Source organism: Nonomuraea thailandensis, from assembly GCF_024172165.1.
GTDB classification, from domain to species: Bacteria; Actinomycetota; Actinomycetes; order Streptosporangiales; family Streptosporangiaceae; genus Nonomuraea; species Nonomuraea thailandensis.
This window is the reverse complement of sequence record NZ_JAMZEB010000002.1, coordinates 10,516,350-10,541,016: the sequence shown is the minus strand read 5'-3', so window position 1 is coordinate 10,541,016 and position 24,667 is coordinate 10,516,350. Positions and strand designations below refer to the sequence as shown.

At 73.5% G+C, this 24,667-nt stretch carries 22 protein-coding genes and 1 pseudogene; 12 read left to right on the top strand and 11 right to left on the bottom strand.

Features of this window, described 5'->3' with window-relative positions; translation table 11 throughout:
- The first annotated feature begins 44 nt into the window (after positions 1 to 44).
- Genes HD597_RS52980 through HD597_RS52970 form a run of 3 tightly spaced genes read left to right on the top strand, consistent with a single transcriptional unit; the run spans position 45 to position 3,426 of the window.
- The gene (locus HD597_RS52980; RefSeq protein WP_253755402.1) at positions 45 to 665 is read left to right on the top strand and encodes a TetR/AcrR family transcriptional regulator; all 621 of its coding nucleotides are present in this window, start codon (positions 45 to 47) and stop codon (positions 663 to 665) included.
- Positions 662 to 1,981, top strand: coding sequence for an MFS transporter (locus tag HD597_RS52975; protein WP_253755400.1), 1,320 nt, complete (start codon positions 662 to 664; stop codon positions 1,979 to 1,981). The genes HD597_RS52980 and HD597_RS52975 overlap by 4 nt, the downstream gene beginning before the upstream one ends.
- Positions 1,978 to 3,426: a pyridoxal phosphate-dependent decarboxylase family protein gene (locus tag HD597_RS52970; RefSeq protein ID WP_253755398.1), complete on the top strand. Its 1,449-nt coding sequence runs from the start codon at positions 1,978 to 1,980 to the stop codon at positions 3,424 to 3,426. Before HD597_RS52975 ends, HD597_RS52970 begins: the two co-directional genes overlap by 4 nt.
- A gap of 6 nt (positions 3,427 to 3,432) precedes the next feature.
- On the opposite strand, the gene HD597_RS52965 is transcribed toward HD597_RS52970, so the two are convergent.
- The 3 genes from HD597_RS52965 to HD597_RS52955 form a co-directional block, all read right to left on the bottom strand.
- Positions 3,433 to 4,569: a monooxygenase gene (locus HD597_RS52965; protein WP_253755396.1), complete on the bottom strand. Its 1,137-nt coding sequence runs from the start codon at positions 4,567 to 4,569 to the stop codon at positions 3,433 to 3,435.
- A gap of 100 nt (positions 4,570 to 4,669) precedes the next feature.
- Positions 4,670 to 5,752 carry a sensor histidine kinase gene (locus tag HD597_RS66270; RefSeq protein WP_253755394.1) on the bottom strand — a complete coding sequence of 361 codons (1,083 nt, stop codon included), beginning with the start codon at positions 5,750 to 5,752 and terminating at the stop codon, positions 4,670 to 4,672.
- A gap of 54 nt (positions 5,753 to 5,806) precedes the next feature.
- Positions 5,807 to 7,759, bottom strand: coding sequence for a family 10 glycosylhydrolase (locus tag HD597_RS52955; RefSeq protein WP_253755392.1), 1,953 nt, complete (start codon positions 7,757 to 7,759; stop codon positions 5,807 to 5,809).
- Positions 7,760 to 7,937: 178 nt separating this feature from the next.
- Between HD597_RS52955 and HD597_RS52950 the strand changes: the two genes are divergently transcribed.
- On the top strand, positions 7,938 to 9,509 hold the full coding sequence (locus HD597_RS52950; protein ID WP_253755390.1) for a golvesin C-terminal-like domain-containing protein: 1,572 nt from the start codon (positions 7,938 to 7,940) through the stop codon (positions 9,507 to 9,509).
- Between the two features lie 63 nt (positions 9,510 to 9,572).
- Here HD597_RS52950 and HD597_RS52945 read toward each other — a convergent pair whose 3' ends face one another.
- On the bottom strand, positions 9,573 to 9,920 hold the full coding sequence (locus HD597_RS52945; RefSeq protein WP_253755388.1) for a hypothetical protein: 348 nt from the start codon (positions 9,918 to 9,920) through the stop codon (positions 9,573 to 9,575).
- A gap of 160 nt (positions 9,921 to 10,080) precedes the next feature.
- Here HD597_RS52945 and HD597_RS52940 point away from each other — a divergent pair, with 160 nt between their 5' ends.
- Together HD597_RS52940 and HD597_RS52935 are read left to right on the top strand one after the other, a co-directional pair.
- The gene (locus HD597_RS52940; RefSeq protein WP_253755386.1) at positions 10,081 to 10,578 is read left to right on the top strand and encodes a SigE family RNA polymerase sigma factor; all 498 of its coding nucleotides are present in this window, start codon (positions 10,081 to 10,083) and stop codon (positions 10,576 to 10,578) included.
- A complete protein-coding gene (locus HD597_RS52935; RefSeq protein WP_253755384.1) occupies positions 10,575 to 11,885 on the top strand; it encodes a TolB family protein in 1,311 nt (436 codons plus the stop codon). Before HD597_RS52940 ends, HD597_RS52935 begins: the two co-directional genes overlap by 4 nt.
- A 106-nt stretch (positions 11,886 to 11,991) precedes the next feature.
- On the opposite strand, the gene HD597_RS52930 is transcribed toward HD597_RS52935, so the two are convergent.
- The gene (locus tag HD597_RS52930; RefSeq protein WP_253755382.1) at positions 11,992 to 12,753 is read right to left on the bottom strand and encodes an SDR family NAD(P)-dependent oxidoreductase; all 762 of its coding nucleotides are present in this window, start codon (positions 12,751 to 12,753) and stop codon (positions 11,992 to 11,994) included.
- Positions 12,754 to 12,772: 19 nt separating this feature from the next.
- The gene (locus tag HD597_RS52925) at positions 12,773 to 13,351 is read right to left on the bottom strand and encodes a TetR/AcrR family transcriptional regulator (RefSeq protein WP_253755380.1); all 579 of its coding nucleotides are present in this window, start codon (positions 13,349 to 13,351) and stop codon (positions 12,773 to 12,775) included.
- A gap of 179 nt (positions 13,352 to 13,530) precedes the next feature.
- On the opposite strand from HD597_RS52925, the gene HD597_RS52920 reads away from it, so the two are divergent.
- A complete protein-coding gene (locus HD597_RS52920; RefSeq protein ID WP_253755378.1) occupies positions 13,531 to 14,625 on the top strand; it encodes a serine hydrolase domain-containing protein in 1,095 nt (364 codons plus the stop codon).
- On the opposite strand, the gene HD597_RS52915 is transcribed toward HD597_RS52920, so the two are convergent.
- Genes HD597_RS52915 through HD597_RS52900 form a run of 4 tightly spaced genes read right to left on the bottom strand, consistent with a single transcriptional unit; the run spans position 14,612 to position 17,779 of the window.
- Positions 14,612 to 15,814: a hypothetical protein gene (locus tag HD597_RS52915; RefSeq protein ID WP_253755376.1), complete on the bottom strand. Its 1,203-nt coding sequence runs from the start codon at positions 15,812 to 15,814 to the stop codon at positions 14,612 to 14,614. The two genes, HD597_RS52920 and HD597_RS52915, sit on opposite strands and share 14 nt — an antisense overlap.
- Positions 15,811 to 16,320 carry a SigE family RNA polymerase sigma factor gene (locus HD597_RS52910; protein ID WP_253755374.1) on the bottom strand — a complete coding sequence of 170 codons (510 nt, stop codon included), beginning with the start codon at positions 16,318 to 16,320 and terminating at the stop codon, positions 15,811 to 15,813. The genes HD597_RS52915 and HD597_RS52910 overlap by 4 nt, the downstream gene beginning before the upstream one ends.
- Positions 16,321 to 16,379: 59 nt before the next feature.
- Positions 16,380 to 16,727, bottom strand: a complete 348-nt coding sequence (locus tag HD597_RS52905) for a hypothetical protein (protein WP_253755372.1) — start codon at positions 16,725 to 16,727, stop codon at positions 16,380 to 16,382.
- Positions 16,724 to 17,779: a glycosyltransferase family 9 protein gene (locus HD597_RS52900; RefSeq protein WP_253755370.1), complete on the bottom strand. Its 1,056-nt coding sequence runs from the start codon at positions 17,777 to 17,779 to the stop codon at positions 16,724 to 16,726. Before HD597_RS52900 ends, HD597_RS52905 begins: the two co-directional genes overlap by 4 nt.
- Before the next feature lie 182 nt (positions 17,780 to 17,961).
- Here HD597_RS52900 and rfaE2 point away from each other — a divergent pair, with 182 nt between their 5' ends.
- On the top strand, positions 17,962 to 19,377 hold the full coding sequence (gene rfaE2, locus HD597_RS52895) for a D-glycero-beta-D-manno-heptose 1-phosphate adenylyltransferase (protein WP_253755368.1): 1,416 nt from the start codon (positions 17,962 to 17,964) through the stop codon (positions 19,375 to 19,377).
- A gap of 39 nt (positions 19,378 to 19,416) precedes the next feature.
- Positions 19,417 to 19,965, top strand: coding sequence for a hypothetical protein (locus HD597_RS52890; RefSeq protein WP_253755366.1), 549 nt, complete (start codon positions 19,417 to 19,419; stop codon positions 19,963 to 19,965).
- Positions 19,966 to 19,972: 7 nt separating this feature from the next.
- Here the strand turns inward: HD597_RS52890 and HD597_RS52885 are convergent, their stop codons facing one another.
- A complete protein-coding gene (locus tag HD597_RS52885; RefSeq protein WP_253755364.1) occupies positions 19,973 to 21,520 on the bottom strand; it encodes an IucA/IucC family C-terminal-domain containing protein in 1,548 nt (515 codons plus the stop codon).
- Positions 21,521 to 21,600: 80 nt separating this feature from the next.
- On the opposite strand from HD597_RS52885, the gene HD597_RS52880 reads away from it, so the two are divergent.
- The 3 genes and pseudogenes from HD597_RS52880 to HD597_RS67130 all read left to right on the top strand — a co-directional run.
- Entirely contained in the window at positions 21,601 to 23,145 is a 1,545-nt protein-coding gene (locus HD597_RS52880) for an IucA/IucC family protein (RefSeq protein WP_253755362.1), read from the top strand.
- Between the two features lie 106 nt (positions 23,146 to 23,251).
- Positions 23,252 to 24,034, top strand: a complete 783-nt coding sequence (locus tag HD597_RS52875; RefSeq protein WP_253755360.1) for an STAS domain-containing protein — start codon at positions 23,252 to 23,254, stop codon at positions 24,032 to 24,034.
- 9 nt (positions 24,035 to 24,043) lie between these two features.
- Positions 24,044 to 24,580, top strand: a pseudogene (locus HD597_RS67130) (chemotaxis protein CheB); the annotation flags it as partial.
- Positions 24,581 to 24,667: the final 87 nt, after the last annotated feature.

The window sequence follows — 24,667 nt, the reverse complement described above, 5'->3', positions numbered from 1 at the left end:
CAAGCGATTGACCGGGAAGGGGTGACCGAACTACCTTCGGTCGCATGACCTCCGGCCAGGCCGACGCGATACTCAAGGTCGCCACGCAACTCTTCGCGGCGCTCGGCTACGACGGCACCTCCACCCGTCAGATCGCCGACGCCGCCGGGCTGAACATCGCGACCGTCAACTACCACGTGGGCGGCAAGCGGGATCTCTACCTCGCCGTCATGGAGGCCGCGCACCGGGCGGAGAAGGCGGCGCTGGACCAGGCGCTGGCCAGGCTGCCCGGCGACGACCCCGTGGCCGCCGTCCACCGGCTGGCCGACGACTACCTCGACTTCTGCGTGGACAACCCCGAGGTGCCCGCCCTGTGGATGCACCGCTGGCTCTCGGACGCGAGCGACATCACCGAGCTGGAGCGCCAGTACGTGCAGCCGCTGCTCACCGCGGTCTCCGCCGCGCTGCGCCCCGCGGTCGAGGCCGGGCTGATCGCCGCCGAGACGGATCTCGACTACACCGTGTGGAGCGTCATCTGGACCGTGCACGGCTTCGCCAAGGGCGGCGTGCTCGACGAGCGGGGCCGCCGCAGGGCCGCCGGCGACCGCGCCGCGCTGCGCCGCTTCCGCGCCCACCTGCACCAGAGCCTGCACCGCACGCTCGGCCTGCCCGGCGACCCCCGGTGACCGCGATCCGCCTCGGCAGGGAGAGGCTGCTGGGCTACGGGATCGGCTCCGTCGGCACCGGCGTGTTCTCGGCCGTGCCCGGCCTGCTGCTCCTGTACTACCTGACCGACGTGCTGGGCGTGCCCGCCGCCGTGGCGGGCTTCGTGCTGGTGGCGCCCAAGATCTGGGACGTGCTGCTGAACCCGCTCGTCGGCGCCGCCAGCGACCGCGAGGCCGTGCGGACGGGCCGCAGGACGCGGCTGCTGGCGATCGGCTCGGCCGCGCTGCCGGTGACGTTCGCGCTGATGTTCGCGGTGCCCGGAGACGTGCCGGGCGCGCTCTGGGCGGGGGCGGCGTTCCTGCTGGCGGCCAGCGCGTTCGCCTGCTTCCAGGTCCCGTACGTGGCCCTGCCCGCCGAGATGTCGCCCGGCCAGGGCGAGCGGACCAGGATCATGTCCTGGCGGGTGGTGTGCATGACGGCCGGCATCCTGGTGGCGGGCGGGCTGGCCCCCGCCGTGGTGGACCTGGCCGGCGGCGGCCGGGCCGGGTACGCCGTGATGGGCGTGACGGTCGGCGCCGTCATGGCGGCGGCGCTGGCCTGGGCCACGCTGGCCACCCGCTGGGTGCCGTCCACGCCGGGGCCCCGCCCGCTCGGCCCGGTGGCGGCCTTCCGCCTGGCCAGGGGGAACGTGCCGTTCTTCGTGCTGCTGGCGGCGTTCGTGACGCAGGCGCTGGCCGTGGCCGTGATGCTGGCCGGGGCGCCGTACGTGGCGGCGTACCGGCTGGGCGACTACGGCCTGACCTCGGTGATGTTCGTCTGCCTGGTCGGGCCGAGCATGCTCGCCGTGCCCGGATGGGCCTGGCTGGCCCGCGTCCACGGGCCGGTGCGCTGCTACCTGGCCGCGTCCGCCGGCTTCTGCGGCGTCACGCTCGCGCTGGTCCCGGCCGTCGCGGCGGGCGGGACCGCGGCGACGCTGGCGCTGACCGCGCTGGCCGGGGTCTGCTACGCGGCGCTGCAACTGCTGCCGCTGTCGCTGCTGCCCGACACCGTGCACGCCGACGCCGCCCGCACCGGGCACGCCCAGGCCGGCGCGTTCACAGGGCTGTGGACGGCCGGCGAGACCGCGGGGCTGGCGCTCGGACCGGGGTTGTTCGCGCTGGTGCTGACCGTGTCGGGGTTCGTCTCCGCGCCGGTCGAGTCGCCGGTCGCGCAGCCGGCGGGGGCGCTGGCCGGGCTGCTGCTCGGGTTCACCGCGCTGCCCGCCCTGCTCATGCTGATCAGCCTGCCGTTCGTGGTCTGGTACGGGCGGCTCACGACGACGAAGGAGACCCTGTGAACCTGCCGCCGACGGGGAGGCCCGTAGCGGACCTGCTGGCCGAGGTGACCCGGCTCAAGCAGCACGACCTGCCGGTACGCGGCGGCCAGGTCACCGCCTACGTCTACGACACCGGCCGGGCCGAGGTGAACGACGCCGCGACCCGGGCGTACCTGGAGATGCTGGAGGTCAACTGCCTGGACCCGACCGCGTTCCCCAGCGTGGTGGAGATGGAGCGGCAGGTCGTCGGCGCGGTGGCGGACTTGCTCGGCGGCGGCCACGGCATCTTCACCAGCGGCGGCACCGAGTCGATCATGCTGGCGGTCAAGGCCGCCCGCGACCTGGCCAGGCGTCCGTCCGGAGCGGGAGAGGCGCCCCGCTCCCGGCCGAACGTGGTGCTGCCGGTCACCGCGCACCCCGCCTTCCACAAGGCGGCCCACTACCTGGGCGTCGAGGCCAGGCCCGTGCCGGTGGACCTGGGGACGTACAAGGTGCGGGCCCGCGACGTCGAGGAGGCGATCGACGACGACACGATCCTGGTCGTGGTCTCCGCGCCGTCCTACCCGCAAGGTGTCATCGACCCCGTCGAGGAGGTGGCGGCCGTGGCCGCCGCGGCGGGCGTGCCGTGCCACGTGGACGCGTGCGTGGGCGGCTGGCTGCTGCCCTGGCTGCGGGAGGCGGGCGCGGCGGTGCCGCCGTTCGACCTGTCGGTGCCGGGAGTGACGTCGATCTCCTGCGACCTGCACAAGTTCGGCTACGCGCCCAAGGGCGCCTCGGTGCTGCTGTTCGCCGACCCGGCGGCGCGGCGCAAGGCGTACTTCGCCTCGGCGGCCTGGCCCGGCTACACGATCATCAACGCGACCGTGCAGAGCTCCCGGTCGGCGGGCCCGCTCGGCGGCGCCTGGGCCACCCTCCAGGCGCTGGGCCGCTCCGGCTACGCCGAGCTGGGCCGGGCCACGCTGGAGGCGACGCTCAGGCTGCGCGCCGGCCTGGCCGAGATTCCGGGGCTGCGGGTGCTCGGGGAGCCCGAGTCGTCGCTGGTGGCCTTCGCCGGGGACGACGTGGACGTGTTCGTGCTGGCCGACGAGGCACGGGCGCGGGGCTGGTTCCTGCAGCCGCAGCTCTCCTACGCGGGCATCCCGGCCAACCTGCACATCACGGTCACCGGGGTCACGCTGGCCGGGGTCGAGGCCATGCTGAAGGTGATCGCGGAGTCGGCCGCGGCGGCACGTGAGCGCGGGCCCGTCGTGCTGCCCGACGGGCTGGTCGAGCTGGTGGCGGGGCTGGACCTGGAGGCGATCGACGACGCGACGTTCGCGGAGCTGAGCGCGTCGGTCGGGGTGGACCTGCGGCCGGGGGCGGGGCAGCCGGAGATGGCGATGGTCAACGCCGTCCTCGACGCGCTGCCCGCCCCCGCGAGGGAGGCGGTGCTGGTGCGTTTCCTGTCGGTCATCTACGGTCGCTGATCCGCCTCAGGCGGCCGACGTGATGGCGATGCCCAGGCACATCTCGTCGCTGGTGCCGTCGCCCCAGACGACGTACCGGGGCGGGGTGTCGCGCAGTTGCGGCAGCAGGGCGCGCAGGCCGGCGTCGTGCGTGCAGGTGACCCGTACGACGTCGCCCCTGCCGACCTTGACCGGCGCGGGCAGCAGCCGCAGCGACTGGTCGTCGAAGTTGTACTCGGGCACGTCGAGCAGCGTGCGGGCCTTCGCGGTGCCCGGGTTGAGCTCGACCTTGATGGCCCGTCCCAGCAGGTGCATGTGCCCCGCCAGCGCGTGCACCGTGAACGGGGCCTCGACGGGCACGTCGCAGCGCTGGGTCGGGCCCGGCTCGGCCGGGCCGCAGTACTGCTCCAGCAGCCGCACCTGCGTCAGGCTGTCGCGCCCGAACCGCTCGCCGACGTCCCGCACGGCGGCGTCCCTGTCGCACAGCGGCCCCGACTCGCTCGGCGTGCAGGGCAGCTCGACGGGCGCGTAGAACAGGCCGGTCTCCAGCGGCTCCAGCCGCCGGTCCGTGACGCGCAGGCGGATGCCCGAGCGGTCGGTGCCCGGCTCGCCCTTCACGCCCAGCAGGTTGTAGTGCACCTGCATGATCAGGCGGCTGCCCGGCGGCAGGTCGTAGCCGTACTTCGGGTCGAGGAGCGCCTCCCTGGTGCCGGGCGCCCAGTGCGCCACCCAGCCGGCGTCGCCGATGCCCGCGTCGCCGAAGCAGGACCAGCCCTGGCCGGGGGTGCTCTCGTCCAGCTCGCGCGCCCGGCCGGCCTGCTCGGGCGCGAGCCTGAAGAAGATCGCGTGGTGCACGATGGCGGTGTTCTGGGGCTCGAACCGGGCTCCGGTCAGCGACACCCGGCCGGTCAGCCCCGGGTCGACGAGGAAGCAGCGGTAGTCGTCCGTGCCGCCGTTGGGCGGCCCCGGCGTGTACGGCTCCGCCATGGCGAGGTCGACGAACCGCTCACCCGGCCGCAGCGGTGACGCCGTGGGCGCGGGCTCGGCAGCGTGGCCGGAATGTCCCCCCGAAGAAGCGGGAGGGGCCGGTGGGGCCGGCACGCCGCAGGAGGCGAGCAGGACGGCCGCGGCGAGCGCGGCGGCCGTCCGGGCGAATCGCGTCATGACATCAACACTCGCCCGCGGAAGGCCGCCGGGCATCCTTCCCCGGGATGCTTTCGCTACTTCCCTGGGATGACCCCGCCGTCACACCACGGTCGCGCCCTCACGACGTGGGAAAGGTGGCCTCGACCCGGAAGCCGCCGTCCCGCAGCGGGCGGCACACCAGCGTGCCGCCTGCCAGCTCCACCCGCGTGCGCAGGTCGGGCAGGCTCATCCCGGGGCCGGCGGCGGCGACCCAGGCGTCCGGCGAGCCGCCGGTGTTGCGCACCACGATCCGCACGTTGCCCGGCGCGTACCGCACCAGGACCCGCACGTCGGCACCGGGCGCGTGCTTGCGCACGTTGGCCAGGGCCGCCTCGGCCACGAGGTACGCGGTCCGCCCCACCAGGCCCGAGACGGGCGCGGGGGTGCCGTCCACCGTCAGCTCCACCGGCACGCCGTCGCGGGCCGAGTCGATCACCAGTGGCCGCAGGTCGGGCAGCGGCAGCCCCAGGTCGAAGCCCTCGCCGGTGCCGCGCCGCAGCAGCGCCACCATGTGCCGCAGCTCGTCGAGGGCGTCGCAGCCCGTCGCGCGGATGTCCTCCGCCGCCGCCCTGGCGCGGTCGTCGCCGGTGGCCAGGGCCAGCACGCCGGCCTGCAGCACGATCCGGCTGACGCGGTGGGTGACGACGTCGTGCATCTCGCCGGCCAGGCGCTCGCGCTCGATGCGCTCGGAGCGTTCCGCCAGCTCGGCGCGGAGCCGTTCCCTGACGGACACGTACAGGCCGTACATGATCGCGAGCGCGATCACCGCCTCGCTCCTGGCGATCAGCGCGAGCCGGTCGGGCACGGCCAGCACGGCGAAGGCGATCACCAGCACCGGCATCCAGCGGTACAGCGGGCGGCGGTCGGCCGCGAACGCCATCGCGCCGTAGGCCGCGAACGGCGCCGCCGGCGGCCACAGCGGCGCGCCGGCGGCAGGCAGCGGGACGGCGGACGGGACCACCAGGGCCAGCACCGGCGCGGCGAGCGCGGTGCCGGCGCAGATCCACGCGACGGCGAGGGGCGCCCGGCGCATCCACAGCAGCGGCAGCGCCCCCGCCAGCACGACCACCAGGCCCGGGCCCGCATAGCCCGTCGCGGGCGTCAAACCTGCCGCGACCAGGACCGCGACAGCGTCGATCGGTCGCGCGCGGGCACCGTCCACCGCCTCATCGTACGATCACCCGGCGTGTCTGCCCATCCCCGGACGCGTAGCGGATCACACCCTGGTGATGCGGACGGCGTCGGCGATGACGTACCCCGTCGTGGAGGTCCAGCGGCTCACGCCGACCACGTTGTAGGTGCCGGCGTTCAGGGTGAAGGTGCCCAGGTCACGCCAGGCCCCGCCGCCCGTGCGCTGGTCGACGGTGACCGTCCGGTTCCCGCCCGAGGCCGCCACGACGTACGGCGTCGCGCTGTTGTAGCCGGCGTCGGCCGGATACCACACCTCCACCCGGTAGCTCCCGGCGCTGGGCACAGCCGCCCGGAACCAGGCCGGGTCGCTGGCCGCGACCGGCTGGGCGAAGCGGTAGTCGGCGCCGTGGAGCTGCGTGGAGTACGTCGAGGTGCCCCAGGCCGAGCCCGCGGCGAACCCGGCGTCCGCGTTGTCGACCACCACGCTGAACCCGCCGGGCGTGGAGGAGGTGACGGCCCGGCCCGCGCTGGGCGCGCTCTCCTGGTGGGTGCGGTTGAGCGCGGTCACGTAGTACGTGTACGCCGGTCCGGTGGCCGTGGTGTCGGTGAACGTGGTCTGCCTGGTCGTCCTGATCAGGTTGCGGGCGTCGGCGAAGAAGCACGGGTCGGCCGCCGCCGGGGTGCCGTCCACCCGGTGGACGGCGTACGACGTGCCGGAGCCCGTCCAGGAGAGCTGCACGCCGCTCGGCCCGCGCGTGGCCGAGGTGATCGCGGGCGCGGCGGGGGCCGCCGCCGAGCCGCGGGCGGGCAGCAGCGCGGGCCTGGTGTAGTGCGCGTTGACGACCCTGGTGAACGCGCCGATCCGGTCGGCCCTGACGTCCTTGGCGCTGAAGTAGATGTCGCCGGACACCTCGGGGTGCTGCCGGTTGTCGTGCAGGTGGTCGCTCAGCTCGGCGGGGTCCTGCCAGGCGGCCTCCTGCCCTGACGCGCCCGCGCGGTAGGCCGCCTGGCCGATCACGAGCTGCACCCCGGTGCCCCTGACCTGCTCCGACCACCAGGCGGTGAGCACCTCGTAGGCGGCCGTGGAGAAGCCGATGTGCCAGTAGATCTGCGGCGCCAGGTAGTCCACCCAGCCCTGCTTGACCCACTGCCGGCTGTCGGCGTAGATCGCGTCGTACGACTGCAGCCCCGAGGTGCGCGAGCCGAGCGGGTCGGTGCCCGCGTTGCGCCAGATCCCGAACGGGCTGATGCCGAAGGAGACGTGCGGCTTGGCCGCGTGGATGCGCTGGTCGAGCTCGCGTACCAGCAGGTTGACGTTGTTCCGCCGCCAGTCGCCGACGTCGGCGAACGAGCCGCCGTACCTGTCGAACGTGGCCGCGTCCGGGATGTTCTGGCCGCTCACCGGATACGGGTAGAAGTAGTCGTCGAGGTGCACGCCGTCCACGTCGTACCGGGAGACGGCGTCCATGATCGCGTCCTCGATGAAGTCGCGCACCTCCGGGATGCCCGGGTTGTAGTAGAGCTTGCCGCCGTAGGCGAAGCGCCAGTCGGGGTGCTGCCGCGCCGGGTGCGTGGCGACCAGCCTGGACGGGTCGTCGTGGTTGGCGATCCGGTACGGGTTGAACCAGGCGTGGAACTCCAGGTTGCGGGCGTGGGCCTCGTTGACCATGAAGGCGAGGGGGTCGTAGCCCGGGTTGCCGCCCTGGGTGCCTGTCAGCCACTGCGACCACGGCTCGTACGGGGAGGGCCAGAACGCGTCGGCCGTCGGCCGGACCTGCACCACCACGGCGTTCATGCGCTTGGACACGGCCAGGTCGAGCCAGGCGCGGAACTCCGCCTGCTGCGCCGACACGCTGAGCCCGGTGCGGCTGGGCCAGTCGATGTTGGCGACCGAGGAGATCCACATGGCTCTGAGCTGCCGCTTCGGGGTGGCCGGATCGACGGTGCAGGCGGCCGACGCCGAGGCTGGGGGGTTGAGTGGGCTGACGAACGCGGCGATGAGCACCGCGAGGACGACGGTACGCAGGAGCGCGGTCACGAAGGGAAGTTTCAGCGCATCCATCAGAAAGCGCAATAGTCTTCACAAACATCGGAGGTCCCACCAGCCCCCGACAAAGGCGCTAAGTTTCACTTAACTCCCGTGTAATGTCAATTATCGACATCAGTCAGAAGATTGTCGTAGCGTGCACCCGTCACCTGTGAACGAGGAGCACCCCATGACTCTCGCCCGCACGCGATTAGTAGCAGCCCTCGCCACCTCGATCCTCGCCATCGCCCCCATCACCGCGGCCCAGCCCGCCTGGTCGCAGACCCAGGCAGCCGCGGTCAAGGAAACCCCGATGGCCGCGGCCTTCGCCAAGGCGTCCGCCGCCCACGACGTACCGCGCGACCTGCTGGTCGCCCTCGCCTACGCCGAGACCCACCTCGACGGCCACAAGGGCGAGCCCAGCGCCAGCAACGGCTACGGCGTGATGCACCTGGTCAGCAACCCCACCAACCACTCCCTGGAGAAGGCGGCCGAGCTCACCGGGCTGTCCGCCGACAAGCTCAAGACCGACGACGAGGCCAACATCCTCGGCGGCGCGGCCGTGCTCCGGTCCCTCGCCGACAAGCTCGGCCTCGGCGAGAGCGCCAGGAAGGACCCCGGCGGCTGGTACCGCGCCGTCGCCCAGTACGGCAACGCCTCCTCCCCCGAGCTGGCCCGCCTGTACGCCGACGCCGTCTACGAGCAGCTCGGCCTCGGCATCGACCTGCGCGGCATCCAGGTCAAGCCGCAGGAGGTCACCGCCGACCGCGGCGAGTACGCGGACGTCCGCGACCTGAACGCCCGCGCCGGCAAGCAGGCCGGCGAGCCGGCGGAATCGCCGGTCGCCGTGGCCAGCGCCGACTACCCGCCGGCCGCCTGGGTCGCGGCCAGCTCCAGCAACTACCGCGTCTCCAGCCGCGAGACCAGCTACAACATCGACCGGGTGGTCATCCACGTCACCCAGGGCTCCTACGCCGGGACCATCTCCTGGTTCCAGAACCCCAGCGCGCAGGTCTCCGCCCACTACGTGGTCAAGTCCTCCAACGGCGCCATCACCCAGATGGTCCGCGACAAGGACGTCGCCTGGCACGCGGGCAACTCCACCTACAACAACCGCTCCATCGGCATCGAGCACGAGGGCTGGGTCAACGACCCCTCGTGGTTCACCGACGCCATGTACCGGGCCTCCGCCGCGCTGACGCGTTACCTCTGCGACAAGTACGGCATCCCGAAGACCAGGACCGGCATCATCGGCCACAACGAGGTCCCCGGCGCGACCCACACCGACCCGGGCTCGAACTGGAACTGGACCACGTACATGAACTACGTGACCGGTGGCGGCGGCACCCCCTCGTGGACCACCACGGTGGACAACGCCACCTCCGGCCAGTTCACCGCCAGCGCCAACTGGGGCACCTCCACCTACTCCAGCCAGCGCCACGGCGCCGACTACCGCTTCGCCGACCCGGTCGCCGCCAGCGACCCGGCGTGGTACTCGGCCACGATCCCGAGCGCCGGAACGTACACGGTCGAGGTCTGGTATCCGGCCGATCCCGGGTACAACAGCTCGGCGCCGTACATCGTGGCGACGTCCGGCGGCAACCAGACCGTGTTCGTCGACCAACGCTCCGGCGGCGGGGCCTGGCGCAGCATCGGCACGTTCTCGCTGAACGCCGGCACGTACAACGTGGTCGGGGTGAGCCGGTGGACCTCGGGCACCGGCTACGTGATCGCGGACGCGGTCCGCATCAGCAGGCAGTAGCCCTTTCCACGTGACGGCCCGCGCCCGAAACCCCTCCCGGGCGCGGGCCGTCGCGTCGCGCGCTCACCGGCGGCGCCCGCGCTTGGGCGGCCTGTCGTAGGCGCGCTCCAGGGCCTCACGGACGGCCAGGCGCCCGGCCGTGCGGAAGGAGGCCGCGGAGGAGTCGTGCGTGACGGCCATGCGCTGGACGACCACGGCCGCCGCGAGGCCGATCTCCGGGATCCGCCTCGCCAGCTCCTCGCGCATGCCCTCGATCAGCGCCGCCCGCAGCGTCGGCAGCTCGTCCAGGGCGGGCGCGTGCTCGGCCACGGCCCGGTCGGCGAACTCGGCGGCGAAGCCGTCCTCCCACGGCTCGAAGTCCACGGTGACGCTCGCGTAATGATGGGGGCAGCCGCTGTAGCTGCTGTGCACCGCGTGGACTCCCCGTATCGGCACGGGCGGGAAGGTCCGGGCTCCGCTCTCCATGCTGTACCTGACCACAGGAACGGCCCCGCGGCCAAGACGATGGCCGGACGGTGCAACATCCTGGCCCCTTCGGCCGTCTGGGACGTGACTACCGAAGGGACGACAAGTGGACGACGAACCCGGCTTCGACGACTTCGTGGCAGAGCACACGGACGCGTTGCTCCGCTATGCGTACGTCCTGACCGGAAACCCCCATGACGCCGCCGACCTGGTGCAGGAAGCGCTGGTGCGGCTGTGCGGCGCCTGGCCGAGGGTGAGACGCAAGGACAACCCTCACAGCTACACCCGGACCACGATGGCACGGCTGCACATCAGCATCTGGCGGCGGCGCAGGCGCGAACACCTCACCGGAGAGCCACCGGATCGTGCTCACCACGAGAGCTTCCCTTCCGAGGAGGATCAGGGGCTCTGGCAGGAGCTGGCCGCCCTGCCCCGCAGACAGCGGGCCGTGCTGGTGCTGCGGCACTACGAGCAGCTCAGCGACGCGGAGATCGCCAAGGTGCTCGGCATCTCCCCCGGAACCGTGCGCAGCCAGGCGTCCCGTGGCCTGGACAAGCTGCGTTCCTCCCTCTCCTCACCAGCGCCGCACAGGAGCATGCGATGACCGACCTGGAAGACAAGCTGAGCCGCGTCCTGTCCGGGGCCGCGCAGCATGCGCCGCAGGCCTCGCCCGGCCTGGCCGCGACGGTCAGGACGCGCCATCGCCGGCGGCGGGCGCGGATCGCCGCCGCGTACGCGGCCGCGGCCGTGGTCGTGGTGGCGGGCGGGGCGGCCGTGACGGTGAACGCGATGGGCACGTCGGCGGCGCCGCAGCCCGCGGTCAACGCGACCCGCGCGCCCACGCCGACGGCGGACCGGATCCCGCCGCCCGTCGAGAAGGTGTGGCCGCAGGCGGTGCGCAAGATCCCGGCCAAGCTGCCCGACGGCCGCTCGTACTACCCGCAGCTGCTCCTCGACGACCACACACTGGTGGTCATGACGGGCGTCCAGGACGGCAGACGCCAGTTCCTGTGGAGCTACGACCTGCGCACCGGCCGGCCCACGCGGATCGCCGAGATCCCTCGGACGAAGGGGTCGGCGATCTTCGCCGACGGCGTCGCCGGCGGGGGCGGCCACATCGTCTGGTGGGCGTCCTACAAGGAGGCGGGCAGCCCGCGGGTCGCCCGGATCTGGACGGTGCCGGCCACCGGCGGCCGGCCTCGGCCGGTGACCGACGTCCCCCTCGGCGACGTCATGAAGGAGGGGCACATCAACGGGCTGGCGGTGGCCGGCTCCGACGTGGTCTTCGCCTACGAGAAGGGCGGGGTCTACCGGGTGCCGCTGAGCGGGGGGACGCCGCAGCCGGTGAAGGGCGCCGAGCGGCACCACGTCCTGCAGTGGCCGTGGGTGGGCGTCCACAAGGGAAAGGCGGTCTTCCGCGACCTGCTCAACGTTGAGACAGGTGAACGCCGCGACGCCGTGGTCAAGTCCGACGAGGAGGTCGGGTGCGGCGTCGACCGGTGCGCCGGCGTGGCGGTGCGGTGGAAGACCGTCAAGGTCGAGCGCCGCCGCGACAGCTCCGGCAAGGAGATCAGGTGCGGCACCCGCCGGTGCCCCGACACGGCGCGGATGCAGATCGTCCTGCGCCGTTTCGTCCGCGACCGCGACGGCTCCCGGGAACGCGCGCTGCCGACCGGCTTCCAGCGGGGCGACGACGCCGGCCTGGAGCGCTTCTTCAAGGTCACGCTGACCGGCCCGGGAGGCCGGCCCGTCGTGGCGCTGTACGACGCCGACACGGGCAGGTCCGCCGACCTCGGCCTCCGGCCGGACCCGACGGGATCCATGGCGATCCCGGACGGCGGCCTCGACCGGCTGATGACCTACCGGATCAAGGACGAGATGTTCGTCCTGGACCTGGCCGCGATCGAGTAGGGGACACCGACGCGTTCCCGCGTCCGTGTGGTGCGGCCGCCCCCCGGCGGGGTGATCCCGCGAGGAGCGTTCCTCTGCGCGATCACCCTCGCGGGGCGGCGGGTTCTCAGGCCGTGGCCCCGCCGTCGATCACGTGGTCGGCGCCCACCACGAAGCTCGACTCCGGCGACGACAACCACAGCGCCGCGGCCGCGATCTCCTCGGGGGTGGCCACGCGCCCGATGGGCAGCGCGGCCCTCATCCGCTCGTCCCGCTCCTCCCGCGTCTCCCCTGGACGCGACGACATGGGCGAGTCGATCGGCCCCGGGCTGAGGGAGTTGACGCGGACGCCGTCGGCGATGTGGTCGCGGGCCGCCGCACGCGTCAGATGGCTGACCGCGGCCTTCGAGGCGACGTAGGCGCTCGCTCCCGCCAGCCGCCAGTGCGCCCCGAGGTTGGAGGAGACGTTGACGATGGCGCCGCCTCCGTGAGCCCGCATGTGGGCGATCTCGTGCTTCATCGACAGGAACACCCCCTTGAGGTTGACCGCCAGGACGTCGTCCCAGACGTCCTCGTCGTAGTCGGCCAGCGGCGCCAGCGTGCCGAAGACGCCGGCCGCGTTGAGCGCCACGTCGAGAGCGCCGAAGCGGGAGACGGCGGCCTCGACCATGGCGGCGACCTCGGCGGAGCGGGTGAGGTCGACGGTGAACGCGGCGGCCCGGCCGCCGCCCTCCTCCACGAGCTTCACGACCTCGGCCAGCCGGGCGGCGTCACGGCCGGCGACCAGGACGGCCGCGCCCTCCCGCGCGTACGCCAGCGCCGCCGCCCGCCCCACGACCCCGCTCGCGCCCGTGACGAGCGCGACCTTACCGGCAAATCTTCCCGTCATCATTCAAGACCAATCATTCTCATATTTGGACAGCCGTCATGGCCTGCTCGACCGCGTCGCGCAGCCTGCGAGGGTCCGGGTCGGCCCGGCCGAGCACCCTGAGCCCCTGCAGCAGCACGAGCAGGAACCTGGCCAGCGCGTGCGGATCCTTGCCCGCCGGGATCTCCCCCTGGGCCCGCGCCCTGACGAGCGTGCCGGCCAGGGCCGCCTCCAGCCCCGCCCAGCTCGACGCCACCTTGGCCAGCACGGTCGCGTCGCGCGAGGCGAACTCCACGGCCGTGTTGACCACCATGCAGCCCCGCCGCAGCTCGTCGGCCAGGATCTCGGCGACGTAGGAGTCGAGGAGGGCACGGACGGCGGGCAGCGCGGGCCCCGGCTGGGACAGCGAATCGACCACGTTGCGCTGCTCCAGGTAGAGTTCCAGCGCCTTCAGGTAGAGCTCGCGCTTGCCGCCGAACGTCGCGTAGACGCTCGCCCGCGCCAGGCCGAGCCGCTCGACGAGGTCGGCCATCGAGGTCGCCTCGTAACCGCGCTCCCAGAACAGCTCCAGCGCCTGCTGCAGCGCGACCTCGGGATCGAACTCCTTGCTCCTTGCCACGCGGTGAACGGTAGCACTTTCGAGAACGATCGGTCTAGTTGCTGCTGCCCTCGCGGTGACGCGTCAGCGGCCGCGTCAGGACGGCGACGGTCCGGTGTCAGCGCGGCCGGTGATCGTAAGACCCATGAACGGCGCGACACCCGCCCGCTTCACCTGAACCCTCGAAGGAGCACACCCACATGTCCACCATCCCCAACCGCCCCGAACTGCAGCAGCTCCTCCAGGAGATGATCGACGCCGGTTTCGTCGGAGTGACCCTGCGCGTCAACGACCAGCACGGCGAATGGACCGGCGCCGCCGGGGTGAGCGAGCTGGGCGGCAGCGAGCCGGTCCCGGTGGACGGCCACGTGCGGATCGGCAGCAACACCAAGACCTTCACCGCCACTGCGGTGCTGCGCCTGGTCGCCGAGGGCAGGATCGGCCTCGACACGCCGGTGGACGACTACCTGCCCGAGTTCGGGCTGGACCGGCGGATCACCGTGCGGATGCTGCTGCAGCACACCAGCGGCATCTTCAACCACACCGGCGAGTACTACGAGGACGGCACCTTCGCCCCCGGCATCCCCGCCACCCCCTCCGGCCGCGAGTGGGTCGACAACCGCTTCCACACCTACCAGCCCGAGGAGCTGGTCCGGCTGTCGCTGTCCAAGCCCGCCCGCTTCGAGCCCGGCACCGACTGGAGCTACGCCAACACCAACTACGTGCTGGCCCGCCTGCTCATCGAGCGCGTCACCGGCCGCCCGATCGCCGAGGAGATGCACCGGCTCATCCTCGGCCCGCTCGGCCTGACCGGCACCCGCCAGCCCAGCAGCGAGACCGCCATCCCCGCCCCGCACCCGCACGCCTACTACCGCTACGACCTGGACGGCCAGGAGACGATCACCGACGTCACCGAGCACAACCCCTCCTGGGTCTCCAGCGGCGGCGACATGATCTCCACCAGCCGCGACCTGCACACCTTCATCACCGCCCTGCTCACCGGCAAGCTCCTGCCCGACCACCTGCTGGCCGAGATGTGCACCCCCGAGGCCAAGGCCGGCTACGGGCTGGGCCTGTTCGTCCAGCCCGCACCCGGCGGCGGCACCCTCATCACCCACAACGGCGGCATGGCCGGCCACGCCGCGCTGATGTACAGCACCCCCGACGGCGCCACCACCCTGACCGCCACGCTCAACTACGTCGACGACGCCCAGCTGTCCATGGCCGCCGCCTTCCAGGAGGCCAACCAGAAGCTCATCCAGGCGGTGTTCGGCAACGGCGTCACCTCGGAGTGAGCACCCATCGCCAGGCGCCGTCACCGTCGCTGTCGCGGTTGGCGGCGAGCTGGGTCATCCTGGAGCCGTCCACGCTGACCAGCACGAGACCGTTGTCGAACTCGTCCTCGCACCTGCCCGCGCAGCCGAGCGCGATGACGTTCTCGTCGTCCGCCCAGGCGTGCAGTTGCAGCACCCGCTGCCGTCCGGCCACGTTCCCCGTCCCCACTTCGGTGATCTTCGTGGGCAGGCCGTCCCGCCCCAGCACGAGGCGGCCGTCGGGGGAGGTCGCGGACAGGTTCGTCCCGCGCCGGTACCGCTCTCCCTCCGGCGGCTCCTGCTGGACGCCGTCGGGGGTGTAGAAGACCCGGTCCGGCGTGCCGGTGGTGGGGCCCCAGATCAGCCGGCCGTCGAGACTCCAGCCGAAGTCCTGGCGGCCGTTGCCGTTGGTGTGCTCGGCGTCTCGGGTCAAGCCGTTGGGCAGCGGGCCCAGCTCGTGGTAGACCGCCTCACCCGCCGGGACGTCGATGATGTAGTAGCCGGTACGCGGGCTGGCGGTCCGCACCGGCCCCAGCTCGTCGCCCTCGCCCTGCATGAGGTCGGGGTAGCCGGAGTAGGCGGTGGCCAGGATCCTCGTGCCGTCGGGCGACCAGGCGACGGATCCCACGGAGTGCTCCAGCTCGTACCAGCCCAGCATCTGCCGGGTGTTCAGGTCCATCACCCCGACGCGCCTGCCGAGCAGGTCCCCTTCGATCACGGCCGCGGCCTGCAGCCCGGGGGCGACGTCCACCCACGCCCACGGCGTCCGCTCGTAGCCGCCGGTGCGCGGGTCGTACAGGGACCAGGTGCGCCGGACCCGCTTCTGCTCGCCAGAGACCGGCTCCAGCGTGCGCACGTGGTACGCCGACACGGCCATCCGGCCGGCCGCGACGAGCTTGGCGGGCGGGCTGTGCTCGGTGTCCGTGCGCACGTCCGCAGGCGCGGGCGAGGGCCGGGGCGGCAGCGTGATGGGGGTGAGCGGGCGCACGACGGGCTCCGGCTCGCGCTGCCCGGTGACGAACACGGCGACAGCCGCGATCATGGCCGCGACCAGCACCGCCGCACCGTACGGCCGCCAGGTGCGCCTCCGTAGCGCCCGGTCGGCCAGGCCCGCCGGCACCCTGGCCTCGCCGGCCCAGTCCTCCAGCGTGTCGCGCAGCAGCCGGGTCACGTGGTCACCTCCAGGTCGCGGGCCAGCTCGGGGGCGATCTCGCGCAGCCGCGCGAGCGATCGGTGCGCGGTGCTCCTGACCGTGCCGATGGAGCAGCCCAGCACCCGGGCCACGTCCTGCTCGGGCAGGTCCTCGTAGTACCGCAGCACCACCACCGCGCGCTGGCGGGCGGTGAGCCTGGCCAGCGCGGAGCGCAGCATCAGGCGCAGCTCGCTCTGGTGGTGCGCGTCGCGCGCCTCCCGGTCGGGCAGGCTCGCCTGCACCACCTCGCCTCGCCGCGTGCTCACCCGCCACCAGCTGATCTGCTGCCGGTACATGATCTGCTTGGCGTACGCCTCCGGTGCCGCCACCCGCCGCCAGCGGGCCGCCAGCTTCGCCAGCGCGGTCTGCACCAGGTCCTCGGCCGCGTGCTGGTCACCACCGGTGAGCAGGAACCCGAGCCGCATGAGGGCAGGAGAACGCGCGTCCACGAACTCGCGGAACCGTTGCTCGTCCGCGGCGTCCACGGTCACCTCCAGGGATCGACATCACCCTCTCAGACGCCGCGCGGCACCTCCCGCTATGCCTACCGCATCAGATCGGGCCCCTCGTCCTCGTCCGGCCAGGCCGGCCTGCGCTTCGGGGTGTCCTCGCGCGCCGTCTCCTCCGCCGGCCCGGCCTGCCTGGGCACCTCCAGCAGCCCCAGCGTGTCCTGCTCGCCCCTCCGGGTGATCACCTCGTTGATCGCCTCGGTCAGCTCCCGCCTGTCGTAGGCGCCCTCGGGCAGCTCGTTGAGGTGCGTCAGCAGGTCGGCGGGCAGGCTCACGTGCCGGGAGGCCTGCGCGTAGACCTCGCGCATCGCCACCCGCTCGCGCCCGTGGAACACCTCGTCAATGGCCTGTCGCAGCTCGTCCAGCACAGCATGGTCGCTCATCGGTCCCCCTTGGTCAGCAGGTCCTCCACCTGCTCCGTCACCATGTCCACCGAGACGTCGCACACCCACGACTCGTCGTGCGGGCAACGCTCGGCGGCCGGGTCCACGCCGTCCGCGCCGCAGCGCGGGCAGGACGTGGTCCACGAGATCAGCGGCCGGTGCGCGGTCCTGCTGAGCGGGCCGGCCTGGATCAGGTTGCCGCACCAGTAGACGGCGACCGTGGGGGTTCCGACGGCCGCGGCCAGGTGGCGCGGGCCGGTGTCGTTGGCGATCAGCAGGTCGCAGCGCTCGTACAGGGCGGCGAGCGCGCCGAGGCCGAGCGCGCCCACGACGGGGATGGCGGGCCGGCTCATGGCCTCGACCACGCCCATCACCAGGTCCTGCTCCGCCCGCGTGCCGGTCACGACCACGGGGCGGCCGGTCAGGTCGGCCACCTCGGCGAAGCGCTCCACCGGCCAGCGCCGCCGCGGGTCGGTCGCGCCCGGATGCACGGCCACCAGCCCCGGCGGCGGCTGCCCGAGCGCTCGCGACAGCTCAGCGCGGTCGGCCCCGGTGACGGTCACCCGCGGCTCCAGCCCGGCGTCCACCGCGCCGACCAGTGCCGCCACCTGCAGGAAACGCAGGGTCTCGTGGTGGTAGTCGGTGTACGGCACCCAGCGGTCCAGCCGCTCGGCCCCCGGAGCGCGCAGCCCGGCGGTCACCCTGGCCCCGAGCCGGCGCACGAACGGGTTGGAGAACCGCCCGCCCCCGTGGATCTGCACCGCCAGGTCGAACTCCCGCTGCCGCAGCCCCGCGCACAGCTCTTCCGGCGCCGCGTGCCCGGGCTCCCGGGTGGAGACGCCCGAGATCGGCGGCAGCGCCACCACCTCGTCCACGGGCCCCGGCCGGCCGGTCAGGAACCCGGCGTGCCAGGCGGTGCCCAGCAGCGTCAGGCGCGCGCCGGGGTAGGCGTGCTTGAGCGCCTCCAGCGCGGGCACGGCCATGAGGTAGTCGCCGATGGCGTTGGCCCGCAGCACCGCGATCCGCCGGACGTCCCCGATCAACGCTGTCATGACGGCTCCAGCACGTAGTCGTGGCCTTCCGCGCTGCGGCGGCCACCGATCCGGTCCCTGGCCGGGACGAGCACGTCGAGGTCTGAAGGGCGGTGCATAGCGGCCTGGCTACCCGGGTCACCGCGTCCGTAACTTCCGTTATATGGGGTTTGAGCTGGTCTTTCACAGGTACACGCTCCTCTATGGGCACAGATGAGATCGTCAACGCCGTGGTCGTCGGCGACGTCATGCTCGACTCGTGGCTGCGCGGCTCGGCCAAGCGCCTCGCGCAGGAGGCGCCGGTGCCCGTGATGAGCCTGGAGACGACCGAGGACGCCCCGGGCGGCGCCGCCAACACCGCCGCCAACCTGGTGGCGCTCGGCGCCCGCGTCCGGCTCGTCGGCGTGGTGGGCGACGACTCGTGCGGCGAGAAGCTGGAGCGCGCGCTGCGGCTGCTCGGCGTCGGCGCCGACCTGGTGACCGTGCCCGGGCGGCGCACCGCGCACAAGCGGCGGCTGATCGCCAGCGGGCAGCTCACCGCGCGCTACGACGAGGAGGACCTGTCCGTCATCCCGGAGCAGGCCGAACGCGAGCTGCTCGGCCGGGTCGTGGAGGCCGTGGCGACGGCCGACGTGGTGGTGGCGTGCGACTACGGCGGCGGGGTGTTCACCCCCGCCGTCCGTCAGGCGCTGGCGGGGCTGCCGCTGCTGGTGGTGGACGCGCACGGGGTGGCGCCGTGGCGGGAGTGCGCGCCGTCCGCGGTGCTGCCGAACTACGCCGAGGTCGTACGCCTGCTCGGGGACGACGGCGGCGCGGTGGACCGGCCCGCGTACCTGATGGGCCGCTCCGAGCGGCTGCTGGAGCTGACCGGCGCCGGGATCGTGGTCACCACGCTCGACGGCGAGGGCACGCTGCTGCACAGGCGGGACAGCCCGCCGTACCGGACCTATGCCCAGCCCGCGCCGCAGCACATGGCCACGGGGGCGGGCGACACGTACACGGCCGCGTTCGCGCTCTGGCTGGCGAGCGGGGCCTCGCCGGAGGAGGCGGCGCAGGCGGGGCAGGCGGCGGCCGGCGTGGTCGTACGCCGCCAGGGCACCGCCGTCTGCACCCGCTACGAGCTGCTGCGCGCGCTGCGCCGCCAGGAGGGCACGGTGCAGACGGCCGAGCGGCTGGCCCAGCTCCTGGACGAGCACCGGCGCAGGGGCGAGCGGGTGGTGTTCACCAACGGCTGCTTCGACGTGCTGCACCGGGGGCACGTGACGTACCTGGAGCAGGCGGGGCAGCTCGGCGACGTGCTGGTGGTGGCGGTCAACAGCGACGCCAGCGTGGCCCGGCTGAAGGGCCCCGGCCGGCCGGTCAACCCGTGCGAGGACCGGATGTCCGTGCTGGCCGCGCTCAACGACGTGGACTACGTGACCGAGTTCGACGAGGACACGCCGGAGCGGCTGCTCAGGATGATGCGCCCCGAGCTGTACGTGAAGGGCGGCGACTACACCGCGGAGATGCTGGCGGAGGCGCCGCTGGTCCGCGCGCTCGGCGGCGAGGTGCGGGTGCTCGGCTACCTGCCCGACCGCTCCACGACCGCCATCATCGGCCGCATGCGCTCGCTGCCGTAGCGAGGTTTAGCCGCCGTGCCGTTCGGTAGGCGGCACACCATGACACAGACCCTGCAGACCCCCTCCCACCTGCGCGAAGACCTACGGCCCGAGCGGGAGAGCAAGCCGATCGTACGGGCGGCCGCCAGGGGCGCGATCGCCTCCATGGCGATGTCGGGCCTGCGGCGGCTCACCACCGCGCTCGGCATGGTGCCGAGCACCCCGCCGGAGTCCGTGATCGAGCGGACCGCGCCCAGGGCCTTCCACAACGTCCCCGCCGAGCGGCGGCCGGCTGTCGTGGAGGCCGTGCACTGGCTGTACGGGGCGGGCGGCGGCGCGTTCTTCGGCTGCCTGCCGAGGGCGGTGCGCCGGCGGCGCTGGGCGGGGCCGGTCTACGGGGTGCTGGCCTGGGCCGCCTTCGAGGTCGCGATCGCGCCCGCGCTGGGCCTGCCGCGCCGGCACGGCGCGGCAGAGCGGATGGCGCTGCTGGCCGACCACGTGCTGTACGGCATGGTGGTGGCCGCTTCGCCGTGGCCCCACGAGGACCGGCAGGCGAAGGGCCGCGCGCAGGACGCCGACGCGGCGCCCTGGCTCCAGGAGCGTCCCTAGGGACCGCTCAGGAGCCGAAGAGCCGCAGCGGGTTGGGGATCGGCACCCACCGCATGGCCGCGCCGTCGGCGTCCAGCCAGCGCAGCAGCAGGTTGGCCTTGGCCGGGATGTGCGTGGCGGCCAGCAGGTCGCGCAGCTCCGGCGGGTCGCCGTACTCCTTGGCCGCGTCGGCGAACCCTGCCCTGGCCCGCGCCCACAGCTCGTCCCGCAGCCGGGGATGCCGGGCCGTCACCGCGCCGGCGATCTCGCACAGGTTGTTGGTGAGCAGGCAGTACACCAGCCGCTCCCACGCGCGCACGCCGCCCAGCACGGGCGCGCTGAGGCCCGGATGGCGCTCGGCGACGAGCTTGACGCCTTCGTGGTCGCGGAACAGCGCCTGCCCCGGCATGCCGTGCTCGTCCACCGCGATCAGCACGTTCTGCAGGTGACATTCGAGCACCACCCCGTGCCGCAGGTAGGCGTGCAGGACCGGCGGCACGACGTGCTCCAGGTACCGCTCCCACCACACGAGCGCCCCGTCCTCGTCGAGGCCGTCGAGCGGGTTGCCGGGAAAGCCCTCGCTGATCCCCGCCGCCAGCAGCGCGGTCAGCCCGGGGAGCAGGTGCTCGCCCAGCCCGTCGCGGACGATCACGGCCAGCGCCTCACCCCCGTCCTCGCCCAGCCGGGCGCTGCGCCAGCCGCGGTCGCGCAGCACGGCCGGGCGCGGCAGGTGGCGGGGCAGGTCGTCGAACGCCACGTCCACCAGGGCCGCGACGAGCGAGAGCCGGCGCAGGTCGTGCAGCCACAGGCGGCGGATGTCGTTGGTGATCCGCACGTCCAGGCTGAACTTGCAGAACAGGTCCGCCTCCGGCAGGTACACCGTGCGGATGGACGCGGTGGCCACGGCGCCGGCGGCCGTGACGCCCACGCCGCGCAGGCCGGTCTCGCCCAGCAGCTCCAGTTGCCAGGGATGGGCGGGCAGCAGGGTCAGGCCGTCCTCCGGGAGGCCGCCGAGCCGGTCCAGGGCGCTCGGGTCCCCGTCCTCCACCAGGTCCCCGGGGGGCACGCCGAGCAGGGGCAGGGGGAAGCCCGCCCGCGCCTCGGGCGAGTAGCGCAGCCAGGACCCGGGGTCGCCGCCGCCGCGCGCCTTGGGGGCGGGGTGGTAGCGGTGCCCCGCCACGAGTGCCTGCTCGGAGCGCAGGTACGCGTCGGCGGGCGGCACGGCGGTGCGCCTGGCCGCCAGCAGGGCCGCCGTGACGTCCCGGCTGTCGAGGATCTCGGCGGGCAGCACGTCGTTGGCGACGCCGGTGGCCGCGCGCAGCTCGGCGGCCGTCAGCGCGACCAGCTCGGGCAGCGAGAGCGGGCACCAGCCGTCGGGCGTGCGCAGGGCCGGGGAGGCGGGGTACCGGGTGCCGCCGGCGCGCAGCAGGTGACCGGTCGCGGGCAGCAGGAAGGCTCCGGGTTCGGCGGGCCGGGCCACCTCGCGGATGAGGCAGTTCAGCAGCGCCGTCACGGCGAGGGACTCGGCTTCGAGCCCTGGCCCTGAGGCGGGCAGGAGGCCGTCGGTGAAAGCCATGGCGACCCTACTCCTACCCTTTGTCCCCATTGATGCCCTCAGAGTAGCTATCAGGCTTGTTTCTGGGGAAGATGGGGGTTATGAGGCGTTTAGAGGGCGAGTTCGCCGCCGAACTGGCCCTCGTCCGGCCCGGCCTGTCGGCCCGCTACGCCGCGGCACTCCCCGGCGCGCGGGCCGCCGTCCTGGGACGGTTGTGGCGCGGGCTGCTGTACGAGCCGCTCCCCGGCCTGAAGGCCGCCGGGCCCGCGCGCCTGCTGCTCGCCGACGGGCGCGAGCTGACCGGGCGGGAGAGGCGGCCGTACGACCTCGGGGAGGAGCCCGCGCTCTGGCTGGACGGCAGGCCCCACACCCATCCGGCCGAGCTGCTGGCCGCCCTCCGCCTGCCCTGCACGGACCGGCTGATCGAGGACCTCGACCACAGCGTCGCCTCCATGGCGCTGTCCCGCGCCGGCGCCTCACCGCCGCCTGGCGACACCCCGGAGGATCACGAGCAGAGCGTGGTGGACGGCCACCCCTACCATCCTGGGTGCCGCAACCGGCCAGGCGTGTCCGTGGCCGAGCAGCTCGCGTACATGCCCGAGCACCGCCCCACCGTGGCGCTCGACCTGCTGGCCCTGCCCCTGCGCGACTGCCTCGTCTCCGGGCCGTGGCCGGCCTCGCTCGTGGACGGCGACCGGCTGCTGCTGCCCGTGCACCCGTGGCAGACCCGGCACGTCCTGCCCGCCCTGGGCCTGCGCCCGCACGTCACGGGAGCCATCCGGGCCCGCCCGCTCATGTCCGTGCGCACGCTCGCCCCGCTCGGCGGCGGCCCGCACCTGAAGACGGCGTTCACCACCCGGATGACCTCGGGCGTCAGGGACATCTCCCCCGGCTCGGTACGCGACTGCGTCCCCCTGTCGAGCCTGCTCACCACGCTGTCCGCCCGGTGCGGCGGCGGCCTGCGCATCGCCCGCTACCTGAGCGGGGCCGCCGGCCTGGTGAACGGCGAGCACAGCGCCGACCTGTCCTGCATGCTCCGCGAGCCCACTCCCGGGAAGGGCCCCGTGCTGCCCGTCGCCGCCGTCACCCGGGCGATGGCGCACGACCCGGCCGCCTGGCTGGCCGCGTTCGCCCGGCTGGCCCTGACGGACACGCTGGGGATGCTGGCGCTCGGCGTGGCGCTGGAGGCACACGGCCAGAACCTGCTGGTCGCGCTCGGCGAGGACGGCCTGCCGTACCGGCTGATCTACCGCGACCTGGCCGACGTGCGGATCAGCCCCGCCAGGCTGGCGCGCAACGGGATCGAATCGCCGCCGGTCAGCGCCAGGCTGCTCAGTGACGATCCGGCCGTCCTGCACGCCAAGCTCTTCGGCTCGCTGGCGGGCACCACGTTCGGCAGCCTGGTCGCCCTCTTCGGGCAGCGTGACCGGGCGGTCGAGCGGCGGCTCTGGGCGATCGTGGCCGCCGCCGCCCGCGAGGCGTTCGAGGCGCTGCCGGACACGCCGGACGTACGCGCCGACCGGAACGCCCTCTTCGGCGAGCGCATCGTGGTGAAGGCCCACCTGGTCGCGCGGCTGGACGGCGCCCCGCCGGGCGACAGCTGGACCGGGCAGCCCAACTTTCTCGGCGGCCGGCAGGGTACATGATGGCGAATCGCCTGGCCCTTTGCGCGGCGGAGCGAGAGGATGGGGTCGAGCCGGAATCTGCCACGCGTTGCCTGAAGGCACGCGACACAGAGAGAGGGGGCTCGCCATGATGCAGTTGTCGGTGCGCCTCGTGCCCGTGGACGACGTCACCCTGGTCATCGCGCTGACCGGAGAGCTCGACTCGACGACGAAACCCGTGCTGGCCGCCTTCCTCGACCCCCTGCCGCAGACCTCCGTCAAGCACGTGCTCGTGGCGGCGGGCGACCTGTGGTTCTGTGATCTGAACGGGCTCGACCTGCTCGCCCGCACGCACCGCGCGCTCCAGGAGCAGGGCGGTTACCTGGCCCTGGCGGAGGTGCAGCCACCGCTGCGCCGGCTCGTCGCGCTGATGTCGGAGCGGTCCCCGGCAGCGCTCCCGCTGTTCGACAGCATGCCCGCGGCCCTCGCGGCCGCCGGCGTCGAGGCGTACCAGCTTCCCGAGCCGGCCGTGAAGCGCCGTCACCTGCCGCGCATGCGCGCCGTGCCCCGCGCCCAGCCCGTCGCACGGGAGCAGGCCCGGTCGCGCCGCGAGCCTGCGCCCGCGCAGGCCCGCCCGCTCGCGCCGCCCGTCGAGCTCGACGGGAGCCGGCTGCCGAAGATCATCTTCGAGTCGCGCACGCTGCGCGACCAGACCCGCTACCAGCAGCAGGCACTGCACGACCGGCTCAGCACCGCGGCCGAGGCCCGCACGCGGCTCATGACGACCCGCCGCCGCTGCGACGACAGCCTGCTGGCCATGCGCCTCAGCCTCTCGGAAGCCCGCTCGATCCTGACACTCACCGGGACAGGCCGGATGAGTCTGGGCCCTGGCACGGCCGCGCGCATGCATGAGGCCCGCCCCTGGGGATAGGGGGACGGCATGGAGGCTGCAGGGCGTGACGTGGTCGTGGTCGCCGCTTCGGCAGGCGGTGTCGAGCCACTGCGGATCCTGCTGAGCGAGCTGCCGTCGGACCTGCCTGCGGCGATCCTGGTGGTGCTGCACGTGCCACCGCAGGGCAGCAGCGTGCTGGCCAGCATCCTCGACCGGGCAGGGCCGCTCAAGGCCGCCCCCGCGGAGGATGGAGAAGCTCTGCGCCCCGGCCGCGTGTACGTCGCACGGCCCGACTTCCACCTGCTCGTGAACGAGGGCCGGGTCCGCCTGTCGCGGGGCCCTCGGCACAACGGGCACCGCCCGGCGGCCGATCCGCTGTTCATGAGCGCGGCCCTGGACACGGGAGCACGCACGGCGGCCGTGGTGCTGAGTGGCACGCTGGACGACGGGGCCAGGGGATGCGAGGCGGTCGACAGGCATGGGGGCGCGGTCACCGTACAGGAACTTTCGGAGTGCGCCTTTCCCGGCATGCCGAGGGCCGCCATGAGGGCGGTGCCAGCGGCGCGGGCACTCCCGGTGCGTCAGATCGCCCGATGGATCCTGGAGCAATATCGAGCAGTTCCTGCGGGAGGCGCCGTCGCTGGGGGAGCCCGAAGGAGAGCCGATCGGATT

Excerpts from the sequence above, each read along its gene's own strand:
- HD597_RS52980 (WP_253755402.1), top strand. The coding sequence starts at position 45 with ATGACCTCCGGCCAGGCCGACGCGATACTCAAGGTCGCCACGCAACTC.
- HD597_RS52965 (WP_253755396.1), bottom strand. The coding sequence starts at position 4,569 with ATGACGCGATTCGCCCGGACGGCCGCCGCGCTCGCCGCGGCCGTCCTG.
- HD597_RS52950 (WP_253755390.1), top strand. The coding sequence starts at position 7,938 with ATGACTCTCGCCCGCACGCGATTAGTAGCAGCCCTCGCCACCTCGATC.
- HD597_RS52935 (WP_253755384.1), top strand. The coding sequence starts at position 10,575 with ATGACCGACCTGGAAGACAAGCTGAGCCGCGTCCTGTCCGGGGCCGCG.
- HD597_RS52930 (WP_253755382.1), bottom strand. The coding sequence starts at position 12,753 with ATGACGGGAAGATTTGCCGGTAAGGTCGCGCTCGTCACGGGCGCGAGC.
- HD597_RS52920 (WP_253755378.1), top strand. The coding sequence starts at position 13,531 with ATGTCCACCATCCCCAACCGCCCCGAACTGCAGCAGCTCCTCCAGGAG.
- HD597_RS52905 (WP_253755372.1), bottom strand. The coding sequence starts at position 16,727 with ATGAGCGACCATGCTGTGCTGGACGAGCTGCGACAGGCCATTGACGAG.
- HD597_RS52900 (WP_253755370.1), bottom strand. The coding sequence starts at position 17,779 with ATGACAGCGTTGATCGGGGACGTCCGGCGGATCGCGGTGCTGCGGGCC.
- rfaE2 (WP_253755368.1), top strand. The coding sequence starts at position 17,962 with ATGGGCACAGATGAGATCGTCAACGCCGTGGTCGTCGGCGACGTCATG.
- HD597_RS52890 (WP_253755366.1), top strand. The coding sequence starts at position 19,417 with ATGACACAGACCCTGCAGACCCCCTCCCACCTGCGCGAAGACCTACGG.
- HD597_RS52885 (WP_253755364.1), bottom strand. The coding sequence starts at position 21,520 with ATGGCTTTCACCGACGGCCTCCTGCCCGCCTCAGGGCCAGGGCTCGAA.
- HD597_RS52880 (WP_253755362.1), top strand. The coding sequence starts at position 21,601 with ATGAGGCGTTTAGAGGGCGAGTTCGCCGCCGAACTGGCCCTCGTCCGG.
- HD597_RS52875 (WP_253755360.1), top strand. The coding sequence starts at position 23,252 with ATGATGCAGTTGTCGGTGCGCCTCGTGCCCGTGGACGACGTCACCCTG.